The organism is Komagataeibacter rhaeticus (assembly GCF_003207855.1).
GTDB classification, from domain to species: domain Bacteria; phylum Pseudomonadota; class Alphaproteobacteria; order Acetobacterales; family Acetobacteraceae; genus Komagataeibacter; species Komagataeibacter rhaeticus.
Map to the genome: position 1 here is coordinate 37,652 of NZ_NKTZ01000011.1, position 20,423 is coordinate 58,074.

Genomic DNA, 20,423 nt, shown 5'->3' on the forward strand with positions numbered 1-20,423 from the left:
TCATGAATTGGGCAGGCGGGAGAGCAGGGTATCGAGCGTCAGGACGTCGCCGCATTTCTGCGCCATGTCGAACAGATTGGCCTCGTGCGGCCCGATGGCGCGGTCTCCCACGCAGTCCGATACGACAACGGGGCGGAAGCCATACTGCATGGCATCCAGTACACTGGCGCGCACGCAGCCTGACGTGACACAGCCCGCCACAACAACCGTCTGGATTCCATGCATGACCAGCCAGGCCGCCAGCGGTGTCCCCGCGAAAGCCGAAGGCACCGTCTTGCGCACAATGTATTCGCCGGGTTCAGGTGTCAGTTCTTCCACGATGGCGGAGGCGGGGTTGGTCTCCGTCAGGCCGAGCATGGTGGGTACCTTCAGCGAGAAAATATTGGCATCCGCCCCGTCATCGGCAAAGACGATGCGTGTGTGCGCCACTTTCCACCCACGCTGTCGGGCGATTGCAAGCAGCGTTTTCGTGCGTTCGATCGCCTGGGGAATATTACCGCCGCCAAATGCTTCGGGGTCCGCAAAACCGTTGACAAAATCGACAATCAGCAGCGCGATCCGCCCGGTCATGCCCATTTCGTTACCAAAGCCCTGCTTGTGGTAACGTGCCTCGTCGCGGTTGTTCGTCACGTCCATTATGCCTCTCCTACAAGCTGGCCGTCTTTCACCACAGGTTCACCATCAAGCATGACCGTGCAGCCGCGCATCGGGATATCGATATGGCAGGCCGTATCCCGTGTGCCACCAGCCTCGTTGTTCGGCCCGGTGGACCACAGGAAATTGCCCGCGCACGCACGGGGGTCCATGCCGATGCTGGCCTCGCGGTCATAAAAGCCCATGACCGACCAGTGCGCGCGATCCTGCAGCCCCCACCCGATATGCGACACCGCGAAGACTTCGGGGTCGTTGAAGCTTTCCATGTAATCCCGCAGGTGATCGGCTTCGTAACCGCCTTCTATGGCCCGGACGAAGCCTTTTTCCAGATGGCAGGTCACGGGTGCCGTCAGGTACGATTTCTGTGGCAGAAGAATATCGCCGGGCGCGAGCACGATCTTCCCCTCTGCCGATCCCTCGTTGGACCATGTGGCCAGGAAGCCACTGGGCCAGTGGTCCCAGCGGCCCGGCGCGTCCACAAAGCCATATTCCTCCAGCATCGGGTAGTCTCCCAATGCGAAGGTGGCATCGGTTCCCATGGCGGATGTCACGCGCATTTCCCTTGCCGCGCGCAGCCTGGCGGATGCGGCCAGCACGCGCGTGCGGTCTTCCGGTGTCGGTGTCATGCGCACCAGGATCTCCGGTGGCTCGACCGCCAGCAGGATACGCCCGCCCGCCTGAAGGATCTCGTGCTGCTCGGCAGAGAACAGCAATGTCATGAGATCAAGCACGAGGTCACTGGCCTTGAGCATTTCCACCGCGGCGCGGTTGTTCGTAAGGGGTGTCGTGCCCACGAATGCCAGCGGATCGCGCGAAAGGGACAGGCTGCCATTGGTCGGTTGCAGGTCCAGGCGGTTGGCCACGGCGCCCTTTTCCTGCACCGCCAGGATCGCGCAGCGCAATGTCTGCTCGTTGCTGCCTGCTGAAGTCAGGATCGTTACGCTCTGGCCTGCCTGGAGCCTGCACAGCGTCAGTACCTGCCGCCAGGCCTGTAACAGTTCAAAATCGCTCACGGGCATGAAGGGGGCTCCCTGGAATTGGATCGTGGGGTAAGGATCTGGTTAAGGAGAACGGCGGCGATCGTGGCGGTCGTAATGCCGCCCAGCGTGACGCCACCAATGGTAAGGGTCAGGTCACCCGCGCCCGCCACCAGGGCGACCCCTACGGGGAACAGCGTGGCGGCACGGGAAAAATCGACGTTGTTGTCCATCCATACCCGTACCATTGTTGCGGCGATCAGCCCGAACAGGCCAATTGCCAGTCCGCTCAGGACAGGTTCGGGAATGGCGCGCAGAAGGGCACCGAAAAACGGGGAACAGCCAAGCAGGATGGCAAAACAGCCCGCCGCGGCGAAGGTAAGGGTGGAATAGACGCGCGAGAGCACCATGACGCCAATATTCTCGACATAGGTGGTCACCCCCGTACCGCCCAGGCTTGCCGCCAGCATGCTCGCCACGCCATCACCCATGAAGGCCCGCCCCGCAAGGCTGTCCAGCGGGTGTCCGGTCACGGCGCCGATGGCCTTGAGATGCCCCATGTTTTCCGCCACCAGTACCAGCCCGACCGGGGCCAGCAGCATGGCGGCGTGGCTGGTAAAATGCGGGGCGGTGAAAGTGGGCAGGCCGACCAGGGGCGCGCGCATCAGGGTGGTGAAATCAACCGGCGTGGCCAGATGCAGACCGTTGGCCACCACAACATACACAAGTGTCGATGCCACAAGGGAAAGCAGGATCGACAGCCGACGGACAAGCGTACTGCCATAAACGGCCAGCAGGGCGGTACAGACAAGGGCGAAAATGCCGCATGCGGTCCCGGCTCCCCCATGGCCCAGTCCCCGCGCGGCGACAGGTGCGAGGTTGAGGCCGATCGCCGCCCCGATCGCCCCCGTGACGGAAGGCGGCATGAGCCGTTCGATCCAGCCCGATCCGGTCACGCTGACCACAAGCCCGATCAGGGCATAGAGCAGGCCCGCCATGAATATGCCACCACAGGCCAGCGGGATGTCGGGGTTGGGACCATGCCCGGAATATCCCGTCAGCGTCACGACCAGTGCAATGAACGAAAAGCTGGAACCAAGATAGCTGGGAATACGGCCGCCGGTGATGCAGAAGAAGACGATCGTGCCCAGCCCCGAGCACAGGATTGCAATATTGGGGTCAAAGCCCATCAGCAGTGGCCCGATGATTGTCGACCCCGTCATGGCCAGGACATGCTGGACCCCGAGCAGCAGGGTCTGCGCCACGCCGCAGTGCTCATCGGGGGCGATAAGGTCCGTCTGGCGCGCGCGGCGCCATACCGGTAGCCAGCGTGCCGCCATGTTCAGTGCCCTCCCTGTGCGCGGATCCGGGCAACATGCGCGGGCAGGTCCGTCCATGCCGCCCGGCCCGGTGCCATTGTGTGGCGCAGGTAGCCGACCAGCTCCGCAATCTGGCGGTCAGACATCACCTTGCCGAAGGCCGGCATGGTGCTTTCATGCCGGAAGGCCGGGGCAGGCACGCCGTTCAGAATGACGGTGATCAGGTTATCGGGTGTATCGGCCCAGATATTGCTGTTCAGGGAAAGCTGCGGGCGGGCGCCAAACAGATGGGCACCTTCGCCCTCATGGCAGCTGGCGCAGCTGCCGTTATAGATCCGCGATCCCTCGCCGCGGCTGAGGGACTGGCGGTCGCGGGTCTTTTCCAGAATGTCCGCCCGGCGCCCATCCGCGCCTTCGGGGGCGTTACGCCGGTCAAAGGAGGCAATGTAGTGGGCAATGGCCCTCACATCCGTATCGGGCAGGGCTGCCATGGAGTGGACAACCGGCGCCATCGGGCCGCCTGCCGGGCCATGGTTGGGGCTGAACCCCGTGCGCAGGTAGGCGTACAGGTCGTCCTCGCTCCATGGCAGTGGCGCATGGGACAGGCTGCCCAGCGCCGGTGCCGTCCAGCCTTCCGCCTCGCCACCCGTCAGATAGGCCGTTTTCCACCGTTCTGCCCCCATCGCGTTACGCGGTGTATGACAGGCCGAACAGTGCCCCAGCCCTTCCGCCAGATATGCACCACGGTTCCACTGTGCCGACTGCGCCGGATCGGGCCTGAATGGGGCGGGGTCATGAAACAGCATGTTCCACCCCGCCATCGAAAACCGCAGGCTGTAGGGAAATCTGAGTGCGGTCTTCGGTACCTGGTTGCTGACCGGTGTCTGGGACATCAGGTAGGCGTACAGGTCCCGCATGTCCTCTTCGCTCGTTTTGGCGAATGCCGTGTAGGGAAAGGCGGGATAGAGGTTATGTCCGTCGCGGCTGATGCCATGACGCATGGCGCGCGCGAATGCCTCGTAAGACCATGCGCCAAGGCCGGTCTGCGGGTCGGGTGTCAGGTTGGTGGTATGGACGACGCCAAACGGTGTTTCGAGCGCGAACCCGCCCGCATTGGTTACCCCGCCCGGCGCGGTGTGGCAGACCGCGCAGTCGCCGGCCGCCGCCACCTTTGCGCCGCGTGCAATCGCGGCTTCTGAAAACAGGCCGGGGGTGGGGGGGCTTGCCGGTGCAATGGCCGGACGCCAGGGGATCAGTGTGGCCATCATCCCGCCAATGGCGGCAAAGCCCGCGGCAAATGCTCCCTTACGCAATTTCGCGCCCAGTGTGGCCGCCGCCATGGCCGGGTGCGCGGCCTTGCCCGTTATGGCCAGTGCGGGCAGGGGCTGTGGGGGGGAGGGCTGCAGGGGACCCAGCGCCGCGTCAAGCTGCGCCTTGACTTTTTCCGGCGTGAAGGGAACTTCACGGAACCGCACGCCTGTCGCGGCATAAAGGGCGTTGGCGATGGCCGCGGCACTGGGCACGGATGCGGATTCCCCCGCGCCCAGCGGCGGCTGGTCCTGCCGTTCCATCAACAGCGGTTCGATAACCGGCAGTTCGGGAAAGGTCAGGATGGGATAGGTCCCCCAGTCCCGGCTTTCCACGCCTTTTTCATCAAACTGCACCTGTTCGTGCAGGATGCGGCTTGTGGACTGGATGACATTGCCATGCAACTGGTGGCGTACGCCGGCCGGGTTGACCATCATGCCCGCATCCTGCCCCACCACGGCACGGGTGACGCTGACCACGCCGGAATGGCGGTTCACCTCCACATCCGCGACCCAGGCCGACCACGCGGCCGCCGTGCCGGGAAATGTACCATGGACGTACTGGGCATAAGCCAGGCCACGCCCCTTCAGCACGCTGGCGGCAGGGTCCACGCTGGGCGGGCCGGTGCGGCGTGTCCAGCCCGCGCGACTGGCCGTGGCCTTTAGCAGGTCGGCCGCACGCTGGTCCTTGAGGTGTTCCAGGCGGTATTCCAGCGGATCGGCCCCGGCCGCGGTCGCCAGTTCGTCGATGTAGCTGTCATGTGCAAAGCTGTTGGGCAGGGCGGATACCCCCCGGAACCATGAGGCCCGGGCAATGGGGGGCATGTCCTGCACGGTAATGCGGGCATTGGGATAGTCGTATGGCGGGACGGATGTCCGGTCGCCCATCTGGGCCACCGGGGGCACTTCCGCAGGAACCACGCCTGTCAGGACAAGAGCCAGCAGGGGCGAGACATTGGATGGATAGCTGGTGTCCAGGTCATAGGCGACCGGCTGCCCCGCCGCGTTCAGGCCGCCCCTGATCCTGACAAGCTGGGCTGCCCCCTTGGGTTCCCATACATGTTCCTGCTCACGCGAGAGCTGGACACGCACCGGGCGGCCCACCGCGCGGCTCAGCAGCGCGGCATCGCCCCCCACGTCATCCGCGCAGTTGCGGCCGTAGCAGCCTGCGGCCTCGTGCCGGATCACCTTGATTTCCGATGTCGGGATCCCCATCAGCAGGGCCAGATCGGCACGTAGCATGTGCGGGTTCTGCGTGCCGGACCATACCGTCAGCTTGCCCCCCTGCCAGTCGGCAACCGAACAGGACGGGCCGATCGAGCCATGCATCTGGTAAGGCCACAGATATTCCCGGTCCAGGCGGGTCGTGGCCGCCTCCAGGCCCTCTTCAAGCTGGCCACGGTCCAGGACAACCCGTGGCGTGGCGGGATTGTTTCCGATTGCCGCTTCCGGGTCGGACAGGTCTGGCAGTGCCACGGGGGCCCATTCGACCTGCAGCAGCCTGGCGGCTTCGATCGCCTGCTCCTCACGCTCGGCCACCACACCCACGAAATCGCCCAGCACGACCACATCCACCAGGCCCGGCACATGCCGGACCGACTGCCGGTCCACCGCGCGCAGGCTGCGCCCCACATAGGGGCCGTGATCATAACCGTCATAGGGGGGGCGTACGACGCGGGCGTGCAGCATGCCCTCAACGCGTACGTCATGGACGTACACCGCCCGTCCCGTTACCTTGGCCGGAATGTCGACGCGCGGCATGTCGCGGCCGACAAGCCGGTATTCCGATGTTTTCTTGACCGTAACGGTATCGTCCAGCAGGACATGGAGCGTGACGCCCCCGATCAGGTCACCAATACGGTAGGACAGGTTGGGAAGCGGCGGTTCACACACCAGCACGCCATCACGGATGGCCAGCGTGTCGACCGGCCGGCCGGTCAGCGTGCTGGCGCGTTCAAGCAGGATCCGGCGGGCCTGTGCCGCGGCCCTGCGGAGCGGGATGGCGGTGACCTGTATGGTCTCGCTGGCAATCGTCGCGCCCTGGTCGGGTGTGGTCTCGGTATGGCCCAGTACCATCTGGACCCGGGCAGGGCTGGCGTCCAGTTCCTCGGCCACGATCTGCGCCAGTGCGGTGGCGATACCCGTGCCCAGATCCACATGGCCGCAGAAGGCCCGGACCTGGTCATCACTGGTAATCCGGAGGAAAATCTCGTCCCTGGGAATGAAGCCACCCCGTGCGGCCAAGCCCTTGGGCGGCTGTGCGGGGCGGAAGATGCTCAGGGAGCCGGCAGGGGGCACGGGTTGCGCCATCATGGTTCTCCTTCGCTCAGGCCGGCCGCGATACAGGCAGCCTTCATGATCTCGACATGCGTCCCGCATCGGCACAGGTTGTACCGCAGGGCCTCTTTCAGGGCAGCCCTGTCGGGCTGATCAACCGCATCAAGGAATGCCCTGAGTGTCATGACCATGCCATTGAGACAGTAACCGCACTGTGCCGCCTGCGCCTTTACAAAGGCCCGTTGTACGGGGTCCGAGCCATCGGGCGACAGCCCTTCCAGCGTAACGATGGACGTGCAGGCCGCAGCCGTGTCGAGCCGTATCACACAGCTCCGCGCGGCCCTGCCATCAAGCAGGACCGTGCAGGCGCCGCATTCCCCCAGCCCGCAGCCGAATTTCGGTCCATTCAGCCTGAGGTCGTTGCGCAGTACCGTCAGGAGTGGCGTATCCGGCGCGGCATGGATTTCATGCCGCTCGCCATTCACCGTCAGAAAGACGCTGTCTGCCATAGCGCCCTTCTCCTTCATTTCAGGAAGTCAGTTTCAGGTCATAGATATCGTCGCCATAGCACCAGTAGGGATCTTCCGGCTGGCGCAGCCATGTATTGGCGTTGGAGATGGTCTGGACCTTCGTCGCGCGTTCCCGGCGGGCCTGGAAATAGGTCCCGAATGTTTTTTCCAGATCGCTGGTGCCCAGCTCGCCCAGGCAACGTGCCAGCACGGCGGCATCCTCGACCGCCATGGCGGCGCCCTGGGCCATATGCGGCTTCATGGGGTGGCAGGAATCGCCCAGCAGCACGACCCGGCCTTCATACCATGCAGGCAGCGGCGCGCGGGTCTTGAGCGGCCATTTGGTTACCGTTTCCGTGGCGTCGATATATCCCTGCACCATGGGATGATAGCCTTTGAACGCCGCCTTGAATTCCGCGCGTGAAGACGGAAGCTGTCCCGCACGGCTGGTCCATTCCGCGGGTTCGCCCGTTACAAGGTAGAATTCATCCTCGTTGCGATCGAGGTAGTAGCACACGATGTGCCGGTCATCGGACCACCATTTGGCGTTGACATCGGCCCCCAGCGCCTTGGCGGCCACACCGGGAATGATTGCCCGGTGTGCGATCCAGCCGGTGTAGACGGCTTCTTCCGCGCCAAACATCTTTTCGCGTATACGCGAATTTATGCCGTCCGCAGCCACAAGGATGTCGACCGTATCGGTCTTGCCATTTTCGAATTCAAGCCGGACGGTCTGGCCATTATCGGTAAAGTCGACAAGCTTGTGGTCCCACATCACCCGCTGGGGCTCAACGCAGTTCAGCATTTCCTGATGCAGGTCGCCGCGATGGATGGTGATGTAGGGGGCGCCATAGCGGGCCCGTTCCGCATTCAGGGGAATTTTGGCCAGGACGGTGCCGTCATCCCATTTCCGGCTGACCCAGTAGTCTGGCAGGCAGGATATCCGTTCAAGTTTCTTGTCCAGGCCGTCAAGGTGACTGAGAATTTTAAGGACATTCGGGCCAAACTGGATCCCGGCCCCGAGCCGCGAGAAACCGGGGGCCTGATCATACAGCACGACATCGAAGCCCTGCCTCTGCAGAAGACCCGCAGCGGCGACGCCTCCCATGCCGGCGCCTATTATTCCGATACGTGCGCCACGTGACATTTTCTTATCCTTTTAGTCTGGGTCACTGCAAAGACGGGTTCATGTGCCTGCCAACAATGACGTATACACTATTTGTGTAGTGTTGAAGGATAAGATCGGTACGTCAAGGGAATTATGATGATTCTGATACGTTTTGCCCCGCTGCCTCACGCGGGTCATTTCATGGCGGATTTTTCCTATTCTTCCGAGAATGCAAGCTTGCTTAGAATATGCAGTGCGGCGACCCGTTCACACATATCCAGCGGGGCCAATGTGCGTTCCGTGACCTCGATTGCACTGGGAATCGTATTTTCAACCAGCATGCGTCCTTCTGCCGTAAGCGAGACGATACGCTGTCTCCGGTCCTGACGGTCCTGAATGACGTCAAGCAGCCCCCGTTTGCGCAGGCGGGTCACGATGTCACGCAAGGTGGCATGATCGATTCCAGCCATGGCGCTGATCTGCACAAGTGGTGCGGCTTCCAGGCGGTGAATGGTGATCATGGTGGCGAACTGGGCCGATGTCAGCCGGTCATCGGGAATTTCATGCTGGAAAATGGTTGTATGCCGTTGATAGGCGCGCCGGAGAAGATAGCCAATCTGCCTGTCCAGATCATAGTCCACAATATCGACCATAGTGTTTCACTTCATAAAGTTATCCGATATTGCATAGCGTATAGAGCGCATCCGGTAATATCAGTTTTACGCCGGGTCCGGTCTGCCGGGGTGGTATCCCTGCCATTGTGCAGGGGCCGACCGGGGTGGAAGGTTACCGCCGTTGGAATAAGACGTGTCGGGCGGCCCTGTAAAGGCGTTTCTGGCATGTGATGCGCCGGGCGGGAAGAAAGTCATTTCCCTTATCTTAACGTCATCCGGATCAATACCGCACTTTCTCCCATGGGAATGAGCGCACGGACACTATGGAAAGCAGGGCAACCAGCGCAGGTACGAGCACAAAGCCGAAAGTAACGGGCAGTTCCCTATTGTACTGCATATGATGCAACGACAGAAGGGCCGTGACCAGCAGGCCGCCCAGGGCCCAGGAAATGCGCGAACAGAAAGAATTCACGGCCAGTGCCGTGGCGGGACAGCTCAGGGTCCATGCACTGTCATCCAGGGACTGGGCCAGGATTGTGTACATGACCGGCAGGACCAGGCCCTGGGCAAGGGCGGATATGAAAAATGTGCCATAGAGCAGCCAGTCACTGAAACCGACCATGCCGAAGACACAGTTGAACGTGGCAAATGTAACATATCCGAAATATAGCGTGTTTTTCCATCCCAGCTGCCGTGAGAGCAGCGGCGAAAGGCAGACACCAAGAAACTTGCCAAATCCAAGTAATGAAAGAAGGATTCCTGCAATATAAGGCGTTTTGTGAATTACATCCGTACAATAATATATACACAGTCCCAGGGAGACAGCCAGATTGATGTAGAACAGGGAAATGATGGATGTGGACACGATCCATTCCCTGTTGTTGCAGACCTGCATGACGACGGTCTTCATATCGGTATGCGCAACCTGAAAGGGAACCCGTTCCCTGCATGACAGAATGGTCAGCATGCAGAAGACAAATCCCAGCATGCACATGATCGATACGCCTATGATATAGGAATTGCCCATACCGGCCATATTGCTCAGGCGGCCGCCAAACGACATGACGATGCCAAGAACCATTGTGGCCGACATGGCGCCTGCCATTCGCGCCGAGACAAGCAGAAGCCGTCTGCCGCGGTCATGTGTTATCGCATTGCCAAGAAGACTGTACGGAATGATGAAAAAAGACGAGGTAACTGAAACCGCGATATAGAACAGGCCGGCACTGAGCACGGCTATGAAATGGCCCGATGGTCCAGGCAGGAAGCACAGGAACAGGCAGACGACAAAGGGACCCAGGGCACAGGTCATGAACCGCTTTAACGGCTGTGCCCTGGATAATGCACGGTCAACAATAATACCAACCAGTATGTCAATAAAAGCCTGCGTTATTCTGGCGGTAATCAGTATGACTGCTATGCTGCCCGAATCAAAGCGGGCCATGTTTTCATAAAAATGGATAAGATAGGACCCTGTCAGGCCAAATGCCGTATTGGGCAGGAAATCCCCCAGACCATACATGAGACATTCGGAGCGCGTAGGCGTGGTGTTCTTGTGTGTGGTAACCATCATGCGGCCATTCCCGTTCCGTACGCGCAGATAATCTGAAATAAAGGCGTTGGTGCCGGAACAGGTCCCTGCCAACGCCCATGTCATTCACCACCCCGGGCGGGTTCCCAGATTTTCTCTCAACGTCGTGCCTTCATAACGTGTCCGGAACAGGCCGCGCCTTTGCAGTTCCGGCACCACGCTGCGCGCAAAGGCTTCGTGGCTGCCGGGGAATGTGACAGGCGTCAGGACAAAGCCGTCGCAGCAGCCACTGACAAAAAGATCCTCCAGGGCATCCGCAACCGTGGTGGGTGAGCCGACAATCTGCTTTGGCAGGTAGGCCGAGGGCTGTTTTGTATTGTCCATAAGCATGCCGCTGCGTGCCATCTGGCTGACTTCATTGATGGCGGCATGCATGCCCTGGTTTCCTGCCGGACCTTCCACCGGGCCGGTCGTGCTGCCAATCCTGCTGACATCAATGCCCGAATTGGCTGAAAGGGTTGCCCGTGTCAGTTCATGGCGTGCCAGCTGATTCACGAACGCGGCCTTTTCGCGTGCGATACTGTCCGTCTCGCCTACTATGCAGGTGGCCTGCATTGCCACGGCGCAGTCCTCTGGTGCCCGTCCCCGGGCTACCATGGCGGCTTTCAGTGTGTCGTAATTCTTCCGGGCGATATCCTTGGCGGCCGGGATGGCGAAGATCAGCTCCGCCCATCTGGCCCCGAATTCAACCCCGCGCGGGGAAGATCCCGCCTGCATCAGTACGGGATGGTCCTGACTGCTGCGCGGGATCGAGAGTGGGCCGCGTGTCTTGATGAACCGGCCCCTGTAGTTTGCGTAATGCACCTTGTCAGGGTCGGCAAAGATGCCGTTTTCCTTGTCCATCTCGAACGGGTCGCGGTCCCAGCTGTTCCACAGCGCCATGCAGGCCTCCACGACCTCATCAGCCATGTCGTAGCGCTGGTTCTTGTCGGGGAGGACATCAATCCCGAAATTCTGGGCCTCGAGTGTCGTGGCCGATGTCACGATGTTCCATGCCACGCGCCCGCCGCTCAGCAGGTCAAGGGAGAGCAGGCTGCGGGCAATCTGGTAGGCGGGAAGGAGTGTGGTGGACAGCGTGGCGCCCAGCCCGAGATGGCGCGTCGTGGCCGCCATGATCGGCAGTACGGTCATCGGGTCGAGATAGCTGATCTGACCGCCATATTTGATATATGATTCGAAACTTCCGCCATGAACGTCATAAAGACCCTGAAGGTCGGCAAAGAAGCAGCCGTCAAAGCAGGCATCTTCCAGGGTCTGGGCAATGGACTGGTAGCGTGATGGCGAGAAGATATCCTGTACCGTTGCTTCTGGATGCCGCCATCCGCCCGGATGCAGGGATGTCGGGCCTGTTTTGAGATAGGCAAACAGGTGCATCTTCTTTTTCATGTCGATGTATCCTTGCGGTGCGGTATATATTTCATGTCTGTGGCTGATTATTTACATAACCCCGTGAGAAATATATCAGGGGCTGTGCGGGGGCATCATGCAGGTCAATTTCATTGACGGTGCAGAACATGACCGTATGACTGCCGGATTCAACGGATGAGGCAATGGAACACTGAAGGGTCGCAAGGCTCCCTTCCAGTGCGGGGCAGCGCCCTGTACTGAACGTCCATATGCCGTTGCGGAATTTTTCTTCATGCCTGATGGGGCTTGCAAAGCAGTCCGAAATGGGCCTGTGCGTCTGTGCCAGTATGTTTATGGACAGGACCCCGTTGCCGAGGATGGCAGGCAGCGACATGCTGTTCCTGTTCAGGCAGAGGAGTACCGTCCCGGGTGAATCCGTGACTGACGTAACGGATGTAAGGGTGGCGCCTGCGCGGCCTGCCACGCCATCTGTCGCGACAATGCACACGCCGGAGGCCAGCCGTGACATTGCTTCCCTGAATGATTTGTCCATTATGGACAGTTCCCTGTCATTTATAATGTATGCACTATTTCTGGTTGCTGTTTCACGTGTATTCCAGCCTTGTTTCATAGCTGAATTATGTTTCTTGTCCGGAATCGATTTAAGATTCAGGGGTTGATGAGCCGGTTTTTCCTGAATATCCACATCATATGTAGCGTATGCACTGAATTACGAAATCGCAACAAAAATAATCATCCGGTGCCGGCTTACAGTATCGTGTGGCGCGCAGACCACGGGCAGGCATGCCGCCATGCAGCCGGAAGGGACGATGCACGGGGCGGGTCTGGCACCCGGCAGGGCGCAGTTCGGCACATGAAGTTGCGGACCACGCGCCCACGGCCATGATGGCACCATGCGGCGCACGACGTGACGAACGGGTCGGGATGCCTATGGCGCGGCCCGCGTGGGGCAGGGACCGGACATGAAAAAACCCCGCCAGCAGTACTGGCGGGGCGTTTTCAGGCCGATGGGATGGCAGGCCGGTCAGAGCATGGACTTCGCCCGTGCCTCGACCTTCGCACAGGCCTGCCTGCGGATGTCGGTCGATGCATCTTCCAGCGAGATGGGCTGCTTGCCGCCCACCTTCAGCAGGCCGGTGGAGCCATCGGCATAGGACATGTTGCCCTTCTGGTTGGAGGGCACGTCATTCGTCTTCTTGTTGAATGCCGCGAGTATCGGCCATGCCTCGGATGCGGTCAGGTAGTTGGACTGGATGCAGTAGTTCATGATCCCGCCCAGATCGGCCGGCTTGGCAGAGGCCACGGCGGAATAGACCGTCTCGGCCGAAAGGGAGCCGGGGGCGATCTGCTCGACCTGATTGGCAACGCCGGCACCCGTGGGCGGCGAAATCTCGGCGGCATGGGCCGCAAGCGGTGCTGTTGCCAGCAGGGTTGCAACGGCACCGGCGGACAGGACGCGACTGAACGACACCATATTCATTCTTCCTTGCATTGTTCATCCAGAGGCGGGCCGTACCCACCCCTTTTGTGAATCTATGTGTCAAACATAGCCACGATGCCCCGGCTCTGTACCCCTGTGTCTGATATGACAGGCATTCGGCTTTTCGATATATCCCGTCGGCTTTCGTCGGGTGCGGATGGTCATGAGGCCCTGTTATCAGCGGGTAGCGCCGGTTTCGGGCCAGCCGGCCCGGCACGGCGGGCAGGGCGTTCCGGTACGTCAAGAAGTCGTGAGATGCACCGGGCACCCCGCTGCGGGCCGCCTGTGTGGCGATGGTGCGCAATGATGATTGAGTCCGGCCCCACTTCGTGGGAATGCTGGGACTTCACCCCCAACCCACTGCACGGGATTGACATGCAGCATCTGCGCCTTCTTCTGAAAGACGTCTGGTACCTTACCCGCCCCTATTTCGTGTCCGAGGACAGGAAATGGGCCTGGGGGCTGCTGGCCGCCGTACTGGTCCTGACCTTTTCCATGGTGGGACTGGACCTGCTCCAGTCCTTTTCGCGCAATGTATATTATACCGCCCTGCAGCAGCATGATGCGACCACCTTCCTGCGCGGGCTGTTCTGGTATGTACATAATGACGAAGGGTTCGTGCTGGGCTTCTTTGTCATTACCATTCCGGCCGTCATGTGCTCCATCTACGCAACCTACCTGCAGCAGCTGCTGGGCCTGCGCTGGCGGCGGTGGCTGACCGCGCGCATGACCCGGCAGTGGATGGAAAACCAGACCTTCTTCCGCATCGCCATCACCACGTCGGGCATGGAAGCCGGGACCGACAACCCCGACCAGCGCATACAGGAGGACCTGAACAGTTTCGTAACCGATACGCTGACGCAGTTCATCAACCTCATTACCAACATCGTGACCCTGTTCAGCTATATCGGGCTGCTGTGGGCGCTGTCCGGCCCGCTGGAGGTGATGGGCATTTCGATACCGGGCTATTTCTTCTGGGCGGCGCTGATCTATTCCGTCGTGGCGACGTGGGTCACGCACCTTGCGGGGCGCAGGCTGGCGGGGCTGCAGTTCTTCCAGCAGCGCGCCGAGGCCGATTTCCGCTACAGCCTTGTTCATGTCCGCAACAATGCCGAAGGCATCGCGCTGTACCGTGGCGAGGGTGAGGAGCAGGCCGGACTGGACCGTTCTTTTTCGGTTGTCTACCACAATTTTCTCTCCATCATGCGGCGGACCAAGTGGCTGGGGCTGCTGACCACGGGGCTGGAGGTGGTTTCGGGCAACTTTGCCCTGCTGATCGGCTCCATCCGCTATTTTGCGGGCAAGATGAGCTTCGGCACCCTCATGCAGCTGGTCATGGCGTTCTCGCGCGTGCAGGGGGCGCTGAGCTGGCTGTCCACTTCCTATGCGTCGCTGACCACATGGCATGCGGAGGTGGCGCGTCTGGCCACCTTCCAGCGTGTGATGGACCGTGCGCGCGCCATGCGTGATGAAGTGAAGGTACTGCCTGCCCCCGCCGGGGCCGACATGGTGGCAGACGGGCTGGATGTGTTCCGTCCCGATGGCACGCCGTTGCTGCGCGGTGTGAACCTGACCCTGCCGCATGGGCAGATGACGGTGGTGACCGGGCCTTCGGGCACCGGCAAGTCCACCCTGTTCCGCGTGCTGGCGGGAATCTGGCCCTTTGCCACGGGCAGCATCACCATGCCCGACGCGCCGATGATGTTTATCCCCCAGCGCCCCTACGTGCCCACCGGTACGCTGCATCGCGCCGTAACCTACCCGGAGGGCGTGGACGCCTACCCGGCGGCAGATGTGGCCCGGGCGCTGCGGCAGGTCGGGCTGGAGGCGCTGGTGCCGCGCATGGAGAACGAGGAACCATGGGGGCAGATCCTCTCGCCGGGTGAACTCCAGCGCCTGGCCTTTGCACGCATCCTGCTGGCGCGACCGGGCTGGGTCTTTCTGGACGAATCCACATCCAGTCTCGATGCGGCGTCGGAGTCGGCCCTTTACACCCTGCTGCGGCAGGACTGCCCGGGCATGACGGTGGTCTCGATCACGCACCGGCAGTCGGTGGTGGACATGCATGCCGGGCGCATTGACCTGACCCCCTTTGCCGTGGCCGCCCCGGACGGGGCGGCGGTCAGTGCGGACGCATTGCCGCAAGCATGAGATCGGTGTTGTGGCGCATCATCGTGATGTAGTCCGGTGCGGGGCCGGTGGGGGGGGACAGCGCTTCGGCATACAGTTCGCCTCCCGGTGCCGCCCCGGTCGCATGCGCCACCTGCCGGACCATGCGGGGATCGGTCGCGTTTTCCATGAAATAGGTGGTGACACCATTGGCACGGATCTGTGTGATCAGGCTGGCCATGTCGCCGGCCGAGGCTTCCGTCTCGGTTGAAAGCCCCTGCGGGGCCAGGAACGTGACCCCGTAGGCGCGGCCAAAATAACCAAAGGCGTCATGGCTGGTCAGGATGCGCCGCCGGCTGGCGGGGATGGCGCTGATGCGCGCGCGGATATCGCGGTCAAGTGCCTCAAGCTGGCTGACATAGGCCGCAGCCGACGTGCGGAAGCTGTCCGCGTCCGCCGGGTCGATGGCGATCAGGGCGTCACGGATGTTGTCGGCCCATACGATCACGTTGGTCACGTTGTTCCATACATGCGGGTCCGCTTCTTCCTGCCGGTTGCCCGGCGGGGTATAGAGGCTGATCCCGTCTGATACGATGACAGGCGTGCCCCGGTAGCCTGCCGCATGCGCCAGGCGGCCAAACCAGCTTTCCAGCCCCTCGCCACTCATGAACACGATATCCGCCTGCCGCAGCACGCGCGCGTCATTGGGGGCGGGTTCGAATTCATGCGGGTCGCCATCGGGTGGCACCAGCGAGGTCACGCTTACATGCGTCCCCCCCACATGCGCCACGACATCGGCCAGGACGGTAAAGCTGGCCACCGCGCGCACCACATGCGGCGGGGGGGCGGCGTGCGCGGGCAGGATGGACAGGACACCCCAAACACCCAGCAGACAGGACAGGTGGCGCAGCATGGTCGGATTTTCCTTAAAGGGACAGGCTGTTCCCGGCCCGGATACCGGCGGGAGAGGCAAGCAGGGAGAGGATATACAGCACACTGCATGTCAGGATGATCGACGGCCCCGCCGCCAGATGGCAATGGTAGGAAACCAGCAGCCCCACCAGTCCCGCCCCCATGCCCACAAGCGCGGACAGTGCCATCATGGGCAGCAGGCGGCGTGTCCACAGCCGCGCGGTGGCGGCGGGCACCATCATCATGCCAACCGACATGAGCGTGCCCAGCGCCTCGAATCCCGCCACCAGATTGATGACCACCAGAAACAGGAACACCATGTGGTACAGCCCGCCGCGTGCGCCACTCATGCGCATGAAGCCGGGATCGACGCATTCCATCACCAGTGGCCGCCAGATCACGGCCAGCAGGCCCAGGCTGAGCGTGGTGATGCCTCCCATCAGGTACAGTGCCGGGCCATCAATGGCCAGGATGGTGCCGAACAGCACATGCAAAAGGTCGATGTTCGACCCCCGTGCCGAGACGATCAGTACCCCCAGCGCCAGTGAGGTCAGGTAGAAGCTGGCAAAGCTGGCGTCCTCCGCCAGATGGGTGCGCCTGCTGACCAGTCCCGCCAGCAGCGCCACCCCCAGCCCCGCCCCGATGCCACCCAGCCCCATGGCGGTCAGCGACAGGCCACCGGCCAGCAGGAAGCCGATCGCGGCGCCGGGCAGGATGGCATGGCTCATCGCATCGCCGATCAGGCTCATGCGGCGCAGCTGCAGCATCACGCCAACCGGCCCCGCCCCCATGCCCAGGGTCACGCAGGCCACAAGGGCCCGGCGCATGAAGCCGAAATCGGCGAACGGGCCCCACAGGACTGAAAACAGGCCGCTCATGCATCCGTATCCGGCCAGCGGGGCTGCATGCCGTCATAGGCCTGCCGCAGGGTGGCGGGGGTCAGGATGCGGGCGGTCTCGCCCCAGACCGCCCGCCCGCCGGAGAGCAGGACGACATGGGGGAAGCAGCGGCGGATCTGGTGCATGTCATGCAGTACGGCAATGATGGTGCGCCCCTGTTCATGCCATTCGCATACCAGCCCCAGCAGGTCCTGGGTGGTGGGGGCATCAAGGGCGGTAAACGGTTCATCCAGCATCATGACGCGGGCATCGGTCATGAGCAGGCGGGCGAAGAGCAGGCGCTGGAACTGCCCCGCCGAAAGGGCATCGATCATGCGGCCGGCCTGCTGGCCCAGCTTGACACGGTCCAGCGCGTCGGCCGCGCGCTGGCGCAGCGCGCGCGTCGCCCCGCCAAAGGCGCCCATGCGGTGCCATGCGCCCCCCAGCACCATGTCCGCCACGCTGATGGGGAAGGCGCGGTCGATCTTGCGTGCCTGTGGCAGGTAGCCAAAATCCCGCGGGTGCAGGCCATCAAGCGTGATCGTGCCCGCGGCCAGTGGCACTTCACCCAGTATGGCGCGCAGCAGCGTGGACTTGCCCGCCCCGTTGGCGCCCGCTATGGCTGTCATGCTGCCTGCGGCAAAATGCCCCGTTACATGCTGCCAGACGGGTGCGCCATTCAGCACCACGCCGGCATTGTCCAGCCCGATCGTGCCCTGTATCACGAACGGATGGTCATGGCAGTGCCACCGCCCAGCCCACCAGCCCCCACATCAGGGCACAGGGCAGGGCGATGCACGCCAGCCGCTGCCACCACGCGCGCGCCATCCATGTCAGTGGCAGGGGCGCGGTGGCATGGGATGTCGGCGCGTGCATGTCTGTCCGTGGGCCATGGGCCGGGGCGTGGGCGGGCGGGGGCATGGGTTGCTCAAAATGTTATAATATAACACTCGTGTATACCAACGGCCTGCCTACCGTCAAGTGAGGACGGCATGGCCAGCCACGCATGGCGGTGACGGCAGGCATTACGGAAAACAGGGGCACGGCAGGCCAGTGGCGTTTCATACATGGTTTTTGTTCGCGGCAACCGCGTTCGTGCTCTCGGCCATGCCGGGGCCGAACATGATGCATGTCATGTCGGTCAGCGTGCGCCATGGGGTGACATGCAGCGTGGCGGTTATGGCCGGGTGCATGCTGGCCATCGTGTTGGTGGTTGCCGCGTCGCTGGGGGGCATGGCGGGGGTGCTGGCTGCGTCGCCCGGGCTGTTTGCCATGCTGCGCGTGGTCGGGGCGGCCTATCTGGTGTTTCTGGGGGTACGGGTCTGGATGGCGCGCAATGCCGGGCATGCGGGCACGGACAATACGCCCGGACTGCCGGGTGCCAGCACGCGCGATCTGTTCCGTGACGGATTCCTGACCGGGATCAGCAATCCCAAGCTGCTGCTGTTCGCGGCGGCCTTCATCCCGCAGTTCGTCAACCCCATGGCGGCGCGCATGCCGCAATACGGGCTGCTGATCGGTACCTTTGCGGGGGTGGAGGCGTTCTGGTACGCGCTTTACGCCACCGGGGGCCGGGTCCTGTCCACCTGGCTGCGCACCCCGCGCGTCCAGAAGATATTCGCACTGGTGAGCGGCGCCGTGTTCATGGGATTTGGCGGCATGCTGCTGATGGCGCGTGTATAGCGGCTGCCGCTGGTCCCCGCTTCACGCGCCCCGCGCACCCGCTTGTGATGGCGGCCGGGGGCGCGAAAGCCCGGTGGTGTTCCCATATTCCCCTTGATACAAAAGGAAGGAACGCCACCATGACCGAACCGGCCACCCCCACCCTGAAGGACTGCCCCATCGGCCTTGATGCCACGGGTACGCGGCGCGAGAAGGATTCGATGGGGGAGATCGATGTCCCCGCCAGTCATTACTGGGGGGCCCAGACGCAGCGCAGCCTTGTGCATTTTTCCATTGGCCGCGACCATATGCCCATCGAGGTCTGCCATGCCTACGGTATCGTGAAAAAGGCGGCGGCCCAGGTCAACGCGGCCGATGGCCGCCTGCCGCAATGGAAGGCCGACGCGATAAGCCGCGTGGCGGACGAGGTGATTGCGGGCAGGCTGGATTCCGAATTCCCGCTTTTTGTCTGGCAGACCGGATCAGGCACCCAGACGAACATGAACGTGAACGAGGTGATCGCCAACCGTGCCATCCAGCTTCTGGGTGGCGTGATCGGGTCCAAAAGCCCGGTCCATCCCAATGATGACGTGAACATGGGCCAGTCCAGCAATGACTCGTTCCCTACTGCCATGCATGTCGCAACATTACTGGAAATTGATGGTCGCCTGCTGCCGCGCGTGCGCGAACTGATCGAAAGCCTGCGCAGCAAGGCGGAGGAATGGATGCAGGTGGTCAAGATCGGCCGTACCCACCTGCAGGATGCGGTGCCGCTGACCGTGGGGCAGGAATGGTCAGGCTGGGCGCAGCAGCTTGAAGATGCGCTGGAAGCGGTGGAGGCCGCGCGCCCCGGCCTGTTGCAACTGGCCGCCGGTGGCACGGCGGTGGGCACCGGGCTGAACGCGCCGCCGGGTTTCAGCCGTGCCATTGCAAGGCGTATTGCCGAACTGACCGACAGGCCATTCGTGACGGCACCCAACAAATTCGCGGCCCTTGGCGGGCTGGATGCCATGGTCCGCGCTTCTGCCGGGCTGCGCGGGGTGGCGGTCAGCCTGCTCAAGATCGCCAATGACATGCGCCTGCTTGGCTGTGGTCCCCGCTGCGGGCTGGGCGAGTTGCACCTGCCTGAAAACGAACCCGGTTCCTCCATCATGCCCGGCAAGGTCAACCCGACCCAGTGCGAGGCCATGGTGATGATCTGCACGCAGGTACTGGGCAATGATACGACGGTGGCGTTTGCGGGCAGCCAGGGGCAGCTTGACCTGAACGTGATGCGCCCGGTCATTGTGGCCAACGTGCTGCATGCCATCCGTATCCTGGCCGATGGCTGCCATAACTTCCGTGTATTTTCGGTGGAAGGCACCACACTCAACCGCAAGCGCATTGATGCTTACGTGGCGGGGTCGGTCATGCTGGTCACCGCGCTCAGCCCCGAAATCGGCTATGACCGTGCCTCCGCCATTGCCCACCAGGCCATGGAGCATGATATCAGCCTGCGCGAAGCGGCCCTTGCCTCGGGCTTTGTGGATGGTGCCACCTTCGACCGTCTTGTCCGCCCGCTGGACATGGTGGGCAAGGGCGTAGGCGGCGCATGAATTAGCAAAACAGCTAAAAATTTCTGGTGAAGCTTTTTTTCAAAAAGCTTTGAAGAATGCCGC

Annotated in this window: 18 protein-coding genes; 3 read left to right on the forward strand and 15 right to left on the reverse strand. The window is 62.3% G+C overall.

From position 1 onward, the window contains the following. The 11 genes from CFR78_RS11050 to CFR78_RS11100 form a co-directional block, all read right to left on the reverse strand. The gene (locus CFR78_RS11050) at window positions 1-636 is read right to left on the reverse strand and encodes an isochorismatase family protein (protein WP_034931063.1); all 636 of its coding nucleotides are present in this window, start codon (window positions 634-636) and stop codon (window positions 1-3) included. Next, window positions 636-1,673, reverse strand: a complete 1,038-nt coding sequence (locus tag CFR78_RS11055) for a hypothetical protein (protein WP_034931060.1) — start codon at window positions 1,671-1,673, stop codon at window positions 636-638. The genes CFR78_RS11050 and CFR78_RS11055 overlap by 1 nt, the downstream gene beginning before the upstream one ends. Further along, window positions 1,664-2,971, reverse strand: a complete 1,308-nt coding sequence (locus CFR78_RS11060) for a solute carrier family 23 protein (protein WP_051672071.1) — start codon at window positions 2,969-2,971, stop codon at window positions 1,664-1,666. The genes CFR78_RS11055 and CFR78_RS11060 overlap by 10 nt, the downstream gene beginning before the upstream one ends. A gap of 2 nt (window positions 2,972-2,973) precedes the next feature. After that, window positions 2,974-6,570 (reverse strand): molybdopterin cofactor-binding domain-containing protein, encoded by a 3,597-nt coding sequence (locus CFR78_RS11065; protein ID WP_240471407.1) that lies wholly within the window; start codon window positions 6,568-6,570, stop codon window positions 2,974-2,976. After that, window positions 6,567-7,043, reverse strand: a complete 477-nt coding sequence (locus tag CFR78_RS11070; RefSeq protein ID WP_034931089.1) for a (2Fe-2S)-binding protein — start codon at window positions 7,041-7,043, stop codon at window positions 6,567-6,569. Before CFR78_RS11070 ends, CFR78_RS11065 begins: the two co-directional genes overlap by 4 nt. 19 nt (window positions 7,044-7,062) lie before the next feature. Then, window positions 7,063-8,190, reverse strand: coding sequence for an FAD-dependent monooxygenase (locus tag CFR78_RS11075; protein WP_007397438.1), 1,128 nt, complete (start codon window positions 8,188-8,190; stop codon window positions 7,063-7,065). Between the two features lie 176 nt (window positions 8,191-8,366). After that, window positions 8,367-8,804: a MarR family winged helix-turn-helix transcriptional regulator gene (locus CFR78_RS11080; RefSeq protein ID WP_007397439.1), complete on the reverse strand. Its 438-nt coding sequence runs from the start codon at window positions 8,802-8,804 to the stop codon at window positions 8,367-8,369. Window positions 8,805-9,045: 241 nt separating this feature from the next. Beyond that, window positions 9,046-10,338, reverse strand: a complete 1,293-nt coding sequence (locus CFR78_RS11085) for an MFS transporter (RefSeq protein ID WP_167331786.1) — start codon at window positions 10,336-10,338, stop codon at window positions 9,046-9,048. 84 nt (window positions 10,339-10,422) lie between these two features. Then, complete coding sequence (locus CFR78_RS11090; protein WP_034931052.1) at window positions 10,423-11,742, reverse strand: NtaA/DmoA family FMN-dependent monooxygenase; 1,320 nt, start codon at window positions 11,740-11,742, stop codon at window positions 10,423-10,425. Between the two features lie 31 nt (window positions 11,743-11,773). After that, window positions 11,774-12,256: a flavin reductase family protein gene (locus tag CFR78_RS11095; RefSeq protein ID WP_051672070.1), complete on the reverse strand. Its 483-nt coding sequence runs from the start codon at window positions 12,254-12,256 to the stop codon at window positions 11,774-11,776. 492 nt (window positions 12,257-12,748) lie between these two features. Then, window positions 12,749-13,198, reverse strand: coding sequence for a DUF2501 domain-containing protein (locus CFR78_RS11100; protein WP_034931049.1), 450 nt, complete (start codon window positions 13,196-13,198; stop codon window positions 12,749-12,751). 309 nt (window positions 13,199-13,507) lie between these two features. Here CFR78_RS11100 and CFR78_RS11105 point away from each other — a divergent pair, with 309 nt between their 5' ends. Next, window positions 13,508-15,355, forward strand: coding sequence for an ABC transporter ATP-binding protein/permease (locus tag CFR78_RS11105; protein ID WP_240471406.1), 1,848 nt, complete (start codon window positions 13,508-13,510; stop codon window positions 15,353-15,355). On the opposite strand, the gene CFR78_RS11110 is transcribed toward CFR78_RS11105, so the two are convergent. Genes CFR78_RS11110 through CFR78_RS16295 form a run of 4 tightly spaced genes read right to left on the reverse strand, consistent with a single transcriptional unit; the run spans window position 15,327 to window position 17,979 of the window. Beyond that, a complete protein-coding gene (locus tag CFR78_RS11110) occupies window positions 15,327-16,223 on the reverse strand; it encodes a metal ABC transporter solute-binding protein, Zn/Mn family (protein ID WP_034931081.1) in 897 nt (298 codons plus the stop codon). The two genes, CFR78_RS11105 and CFR78_RS11110, sit on opposite strands and share 29 nt — an antisense overlap. A 16-nt stretch (window positions 16,224-16,239) precedes the next feature. After that, window positions 16,240-17,103 carry a metal ABC transporter permease gene (locus CFR78_RS11115; protein ID WP_007397448.1) on the reverse strand — a complete coding sequence of 288 codons (864 nt, stop codon included), beginning with the start codon at window positions 17,101-17,103 and terminating at the stop codon, window positions 16,240-16,242. Continuing rightward, complete coding sequence (locus tag CFR78_RS11120) at window positions 17,100-17,828, reverse strand: metal ABC transporter ATP-binding protein (RefSeq protein ID WP_007397449.1); 729 nt, start codon at window positions 17,826-17,828, stop codon at window positions 17,100-17,102. The genes CFR78_RS11115 and CFR78_RS11120 overlap by 4 nt, the downstream gene beginning before the upstream one ends. A 10-nt stretch (window positions 17,829-17,838) precedes the next feature. Then, entirely contained in the window at window positions 17,839-17,979 is a 141-nt protein-coding gene (locus CFR78_RS16295; RefSeq protein WP_007397450.1) for a hypothetical protein, read from the reverse strand. A gap of 177 nt (window positions 17,980-18,156) precedes the next feature. Between CFR78_RS16295 and CFR78_RS11125 the strand changes: the two genes are divergently transcribed. Then, a complete protein-coding gene (locus tag CFR78_RS11125) occupies window positions 18,157-18,786 on the forward strand; it encodes a LysE family translocator (protein ID WP_034931043.1) in 630 nt (209 codons plus the stop codon). 119 nt (window positions 18,787-18,905) lie between these two features. Then, window positions 18,906-20,360: a class II fumarate hydratase gene (gene fumC, locus CFR78_RS11130; RefSeq protein ID WP_034931041.1), complete on the forward strand. Its 1,455-nt coding sequence runs from the start codon at window positions 18,906-18,908 to the stop codon at window positions 20,358-20,360. Window positions 20,361-20,423 lie beyond the last annotated feature (63 nt).

What these genes read in the sequence shown, in the direction of transcription:
- CFR78_RS11050 (WP_034931063.1), bottom strand. Translation starts at nt 636, where the DNA reads ATGGACGTGACGAACAACCGCGACGAGGCACGTTACCACAAGCAGGGC.
- CFR78_RS11055 (WP_034931060.1), bottom strand. Translation starts at nt 1,673, where the DNA reads ATGCCCGTGAGCGATTTTGAACTGTTACAGGCCTGGCGGCAGGTACTG.
- CFR78_RS11060 (WP_051672071.1), bottom strand. Translation starts at nt 2,971, where the DNA reads ATGGCGGCACGCTGGCTACCGGTATGGCGCCGCGCGCGCCAGACGGAC.
- CFR78_RS11065 (WP_240471407.1), bottom strand. Translation starts at nt 6,570, where the DNA reads ATGATGGCGCAACCCGTGCCCCCTGCCGGCTCCCTGAGCATCTTCCGC.
- CFR78_RS11070 (WP_034931089.1), bottom strand. Translation starts at nt 7,043, where the DNA reads ATGGCAGACAGCGTCTTTCTGACGGTGAATGGCGAGCGGCATGAAATC.
- CFR78_RS11075 (WP_007397438.1), bottom strand. Translation starts at nt 8,190, where the DNA reads ATGTCACGTGGCGCACGTATCGGAATAATAGGCGCCGGCATGGGAGGC.
- CFR78_RS11080 (WP_007397439.1), bottom strand. Translation starts at nt 8,804, where the DNA reads ATGGTCGATATTGTGGACTATGATCTGGACAGGCAGATTGGCTATCTT.
- CFR78_RS11085 (WP_167331786.1), bottom strand. Translation starts at nt 10,338, where the DNA reads ATGATGGTTACCACACACAAGAACACCACGCCTACGCGCTCCGAATGT.
- CFR78_RS11090 (WP_034931052.1), bottom strand. Translation starts at nt 11,742, where the DNA reads ATGAAAAAGAAGATGCACCTGTTTGCCTATCTCAAAACAGGCCCGACA.
- CFR78_RS11095 (WP_051672070.1), bottom strand. Translation starts at nt 12,256, where the DNA reads ATGGACAAATCATTCAGGGAAGCAATGTCACGGCTGGCCTCCGGCGTG.
- CFR78_RS11100 (WP_034931049.1), bottom strand. Translation starts at nt 13,198, where the DNA reads ATGGTGTCGTTCAGTCGCGTCCTGTCCGCCGGTGCCGTTGCAACCCTG.
- CFR78_RS11105 (WP_240471406.1), top strand. Translation starts at nt 13,508, where the DNA reads ATGATGATTGAGTCCGGCCCCACTTCGTGGGAATGCTGGGACTTCACC.
- CFR78_RS11115 (WP_007397448.1), bottom strand. Translation starts at nt 17,103, where the DNA reads ATGAGCGGCCTGTTTTCAGTCCTGTGGGGCCCGTTCGCCGATTTCGGC.
- CFR78_RS16295 (WP_007397450.1), bottom strand. Translation starts at nt 17,979, where the DNA reads ATGCACGCGCCGACATCCCATGCCACCGCGCCCCTGCCACTGACATGG.
- fumC (WP_034931041.1), top strand. Translation starts at nt 18,906, where the DNA reads ATGACCGAACCGGCCACCCCCACCCTGAAGGACTGCCCCATCGGCCTT.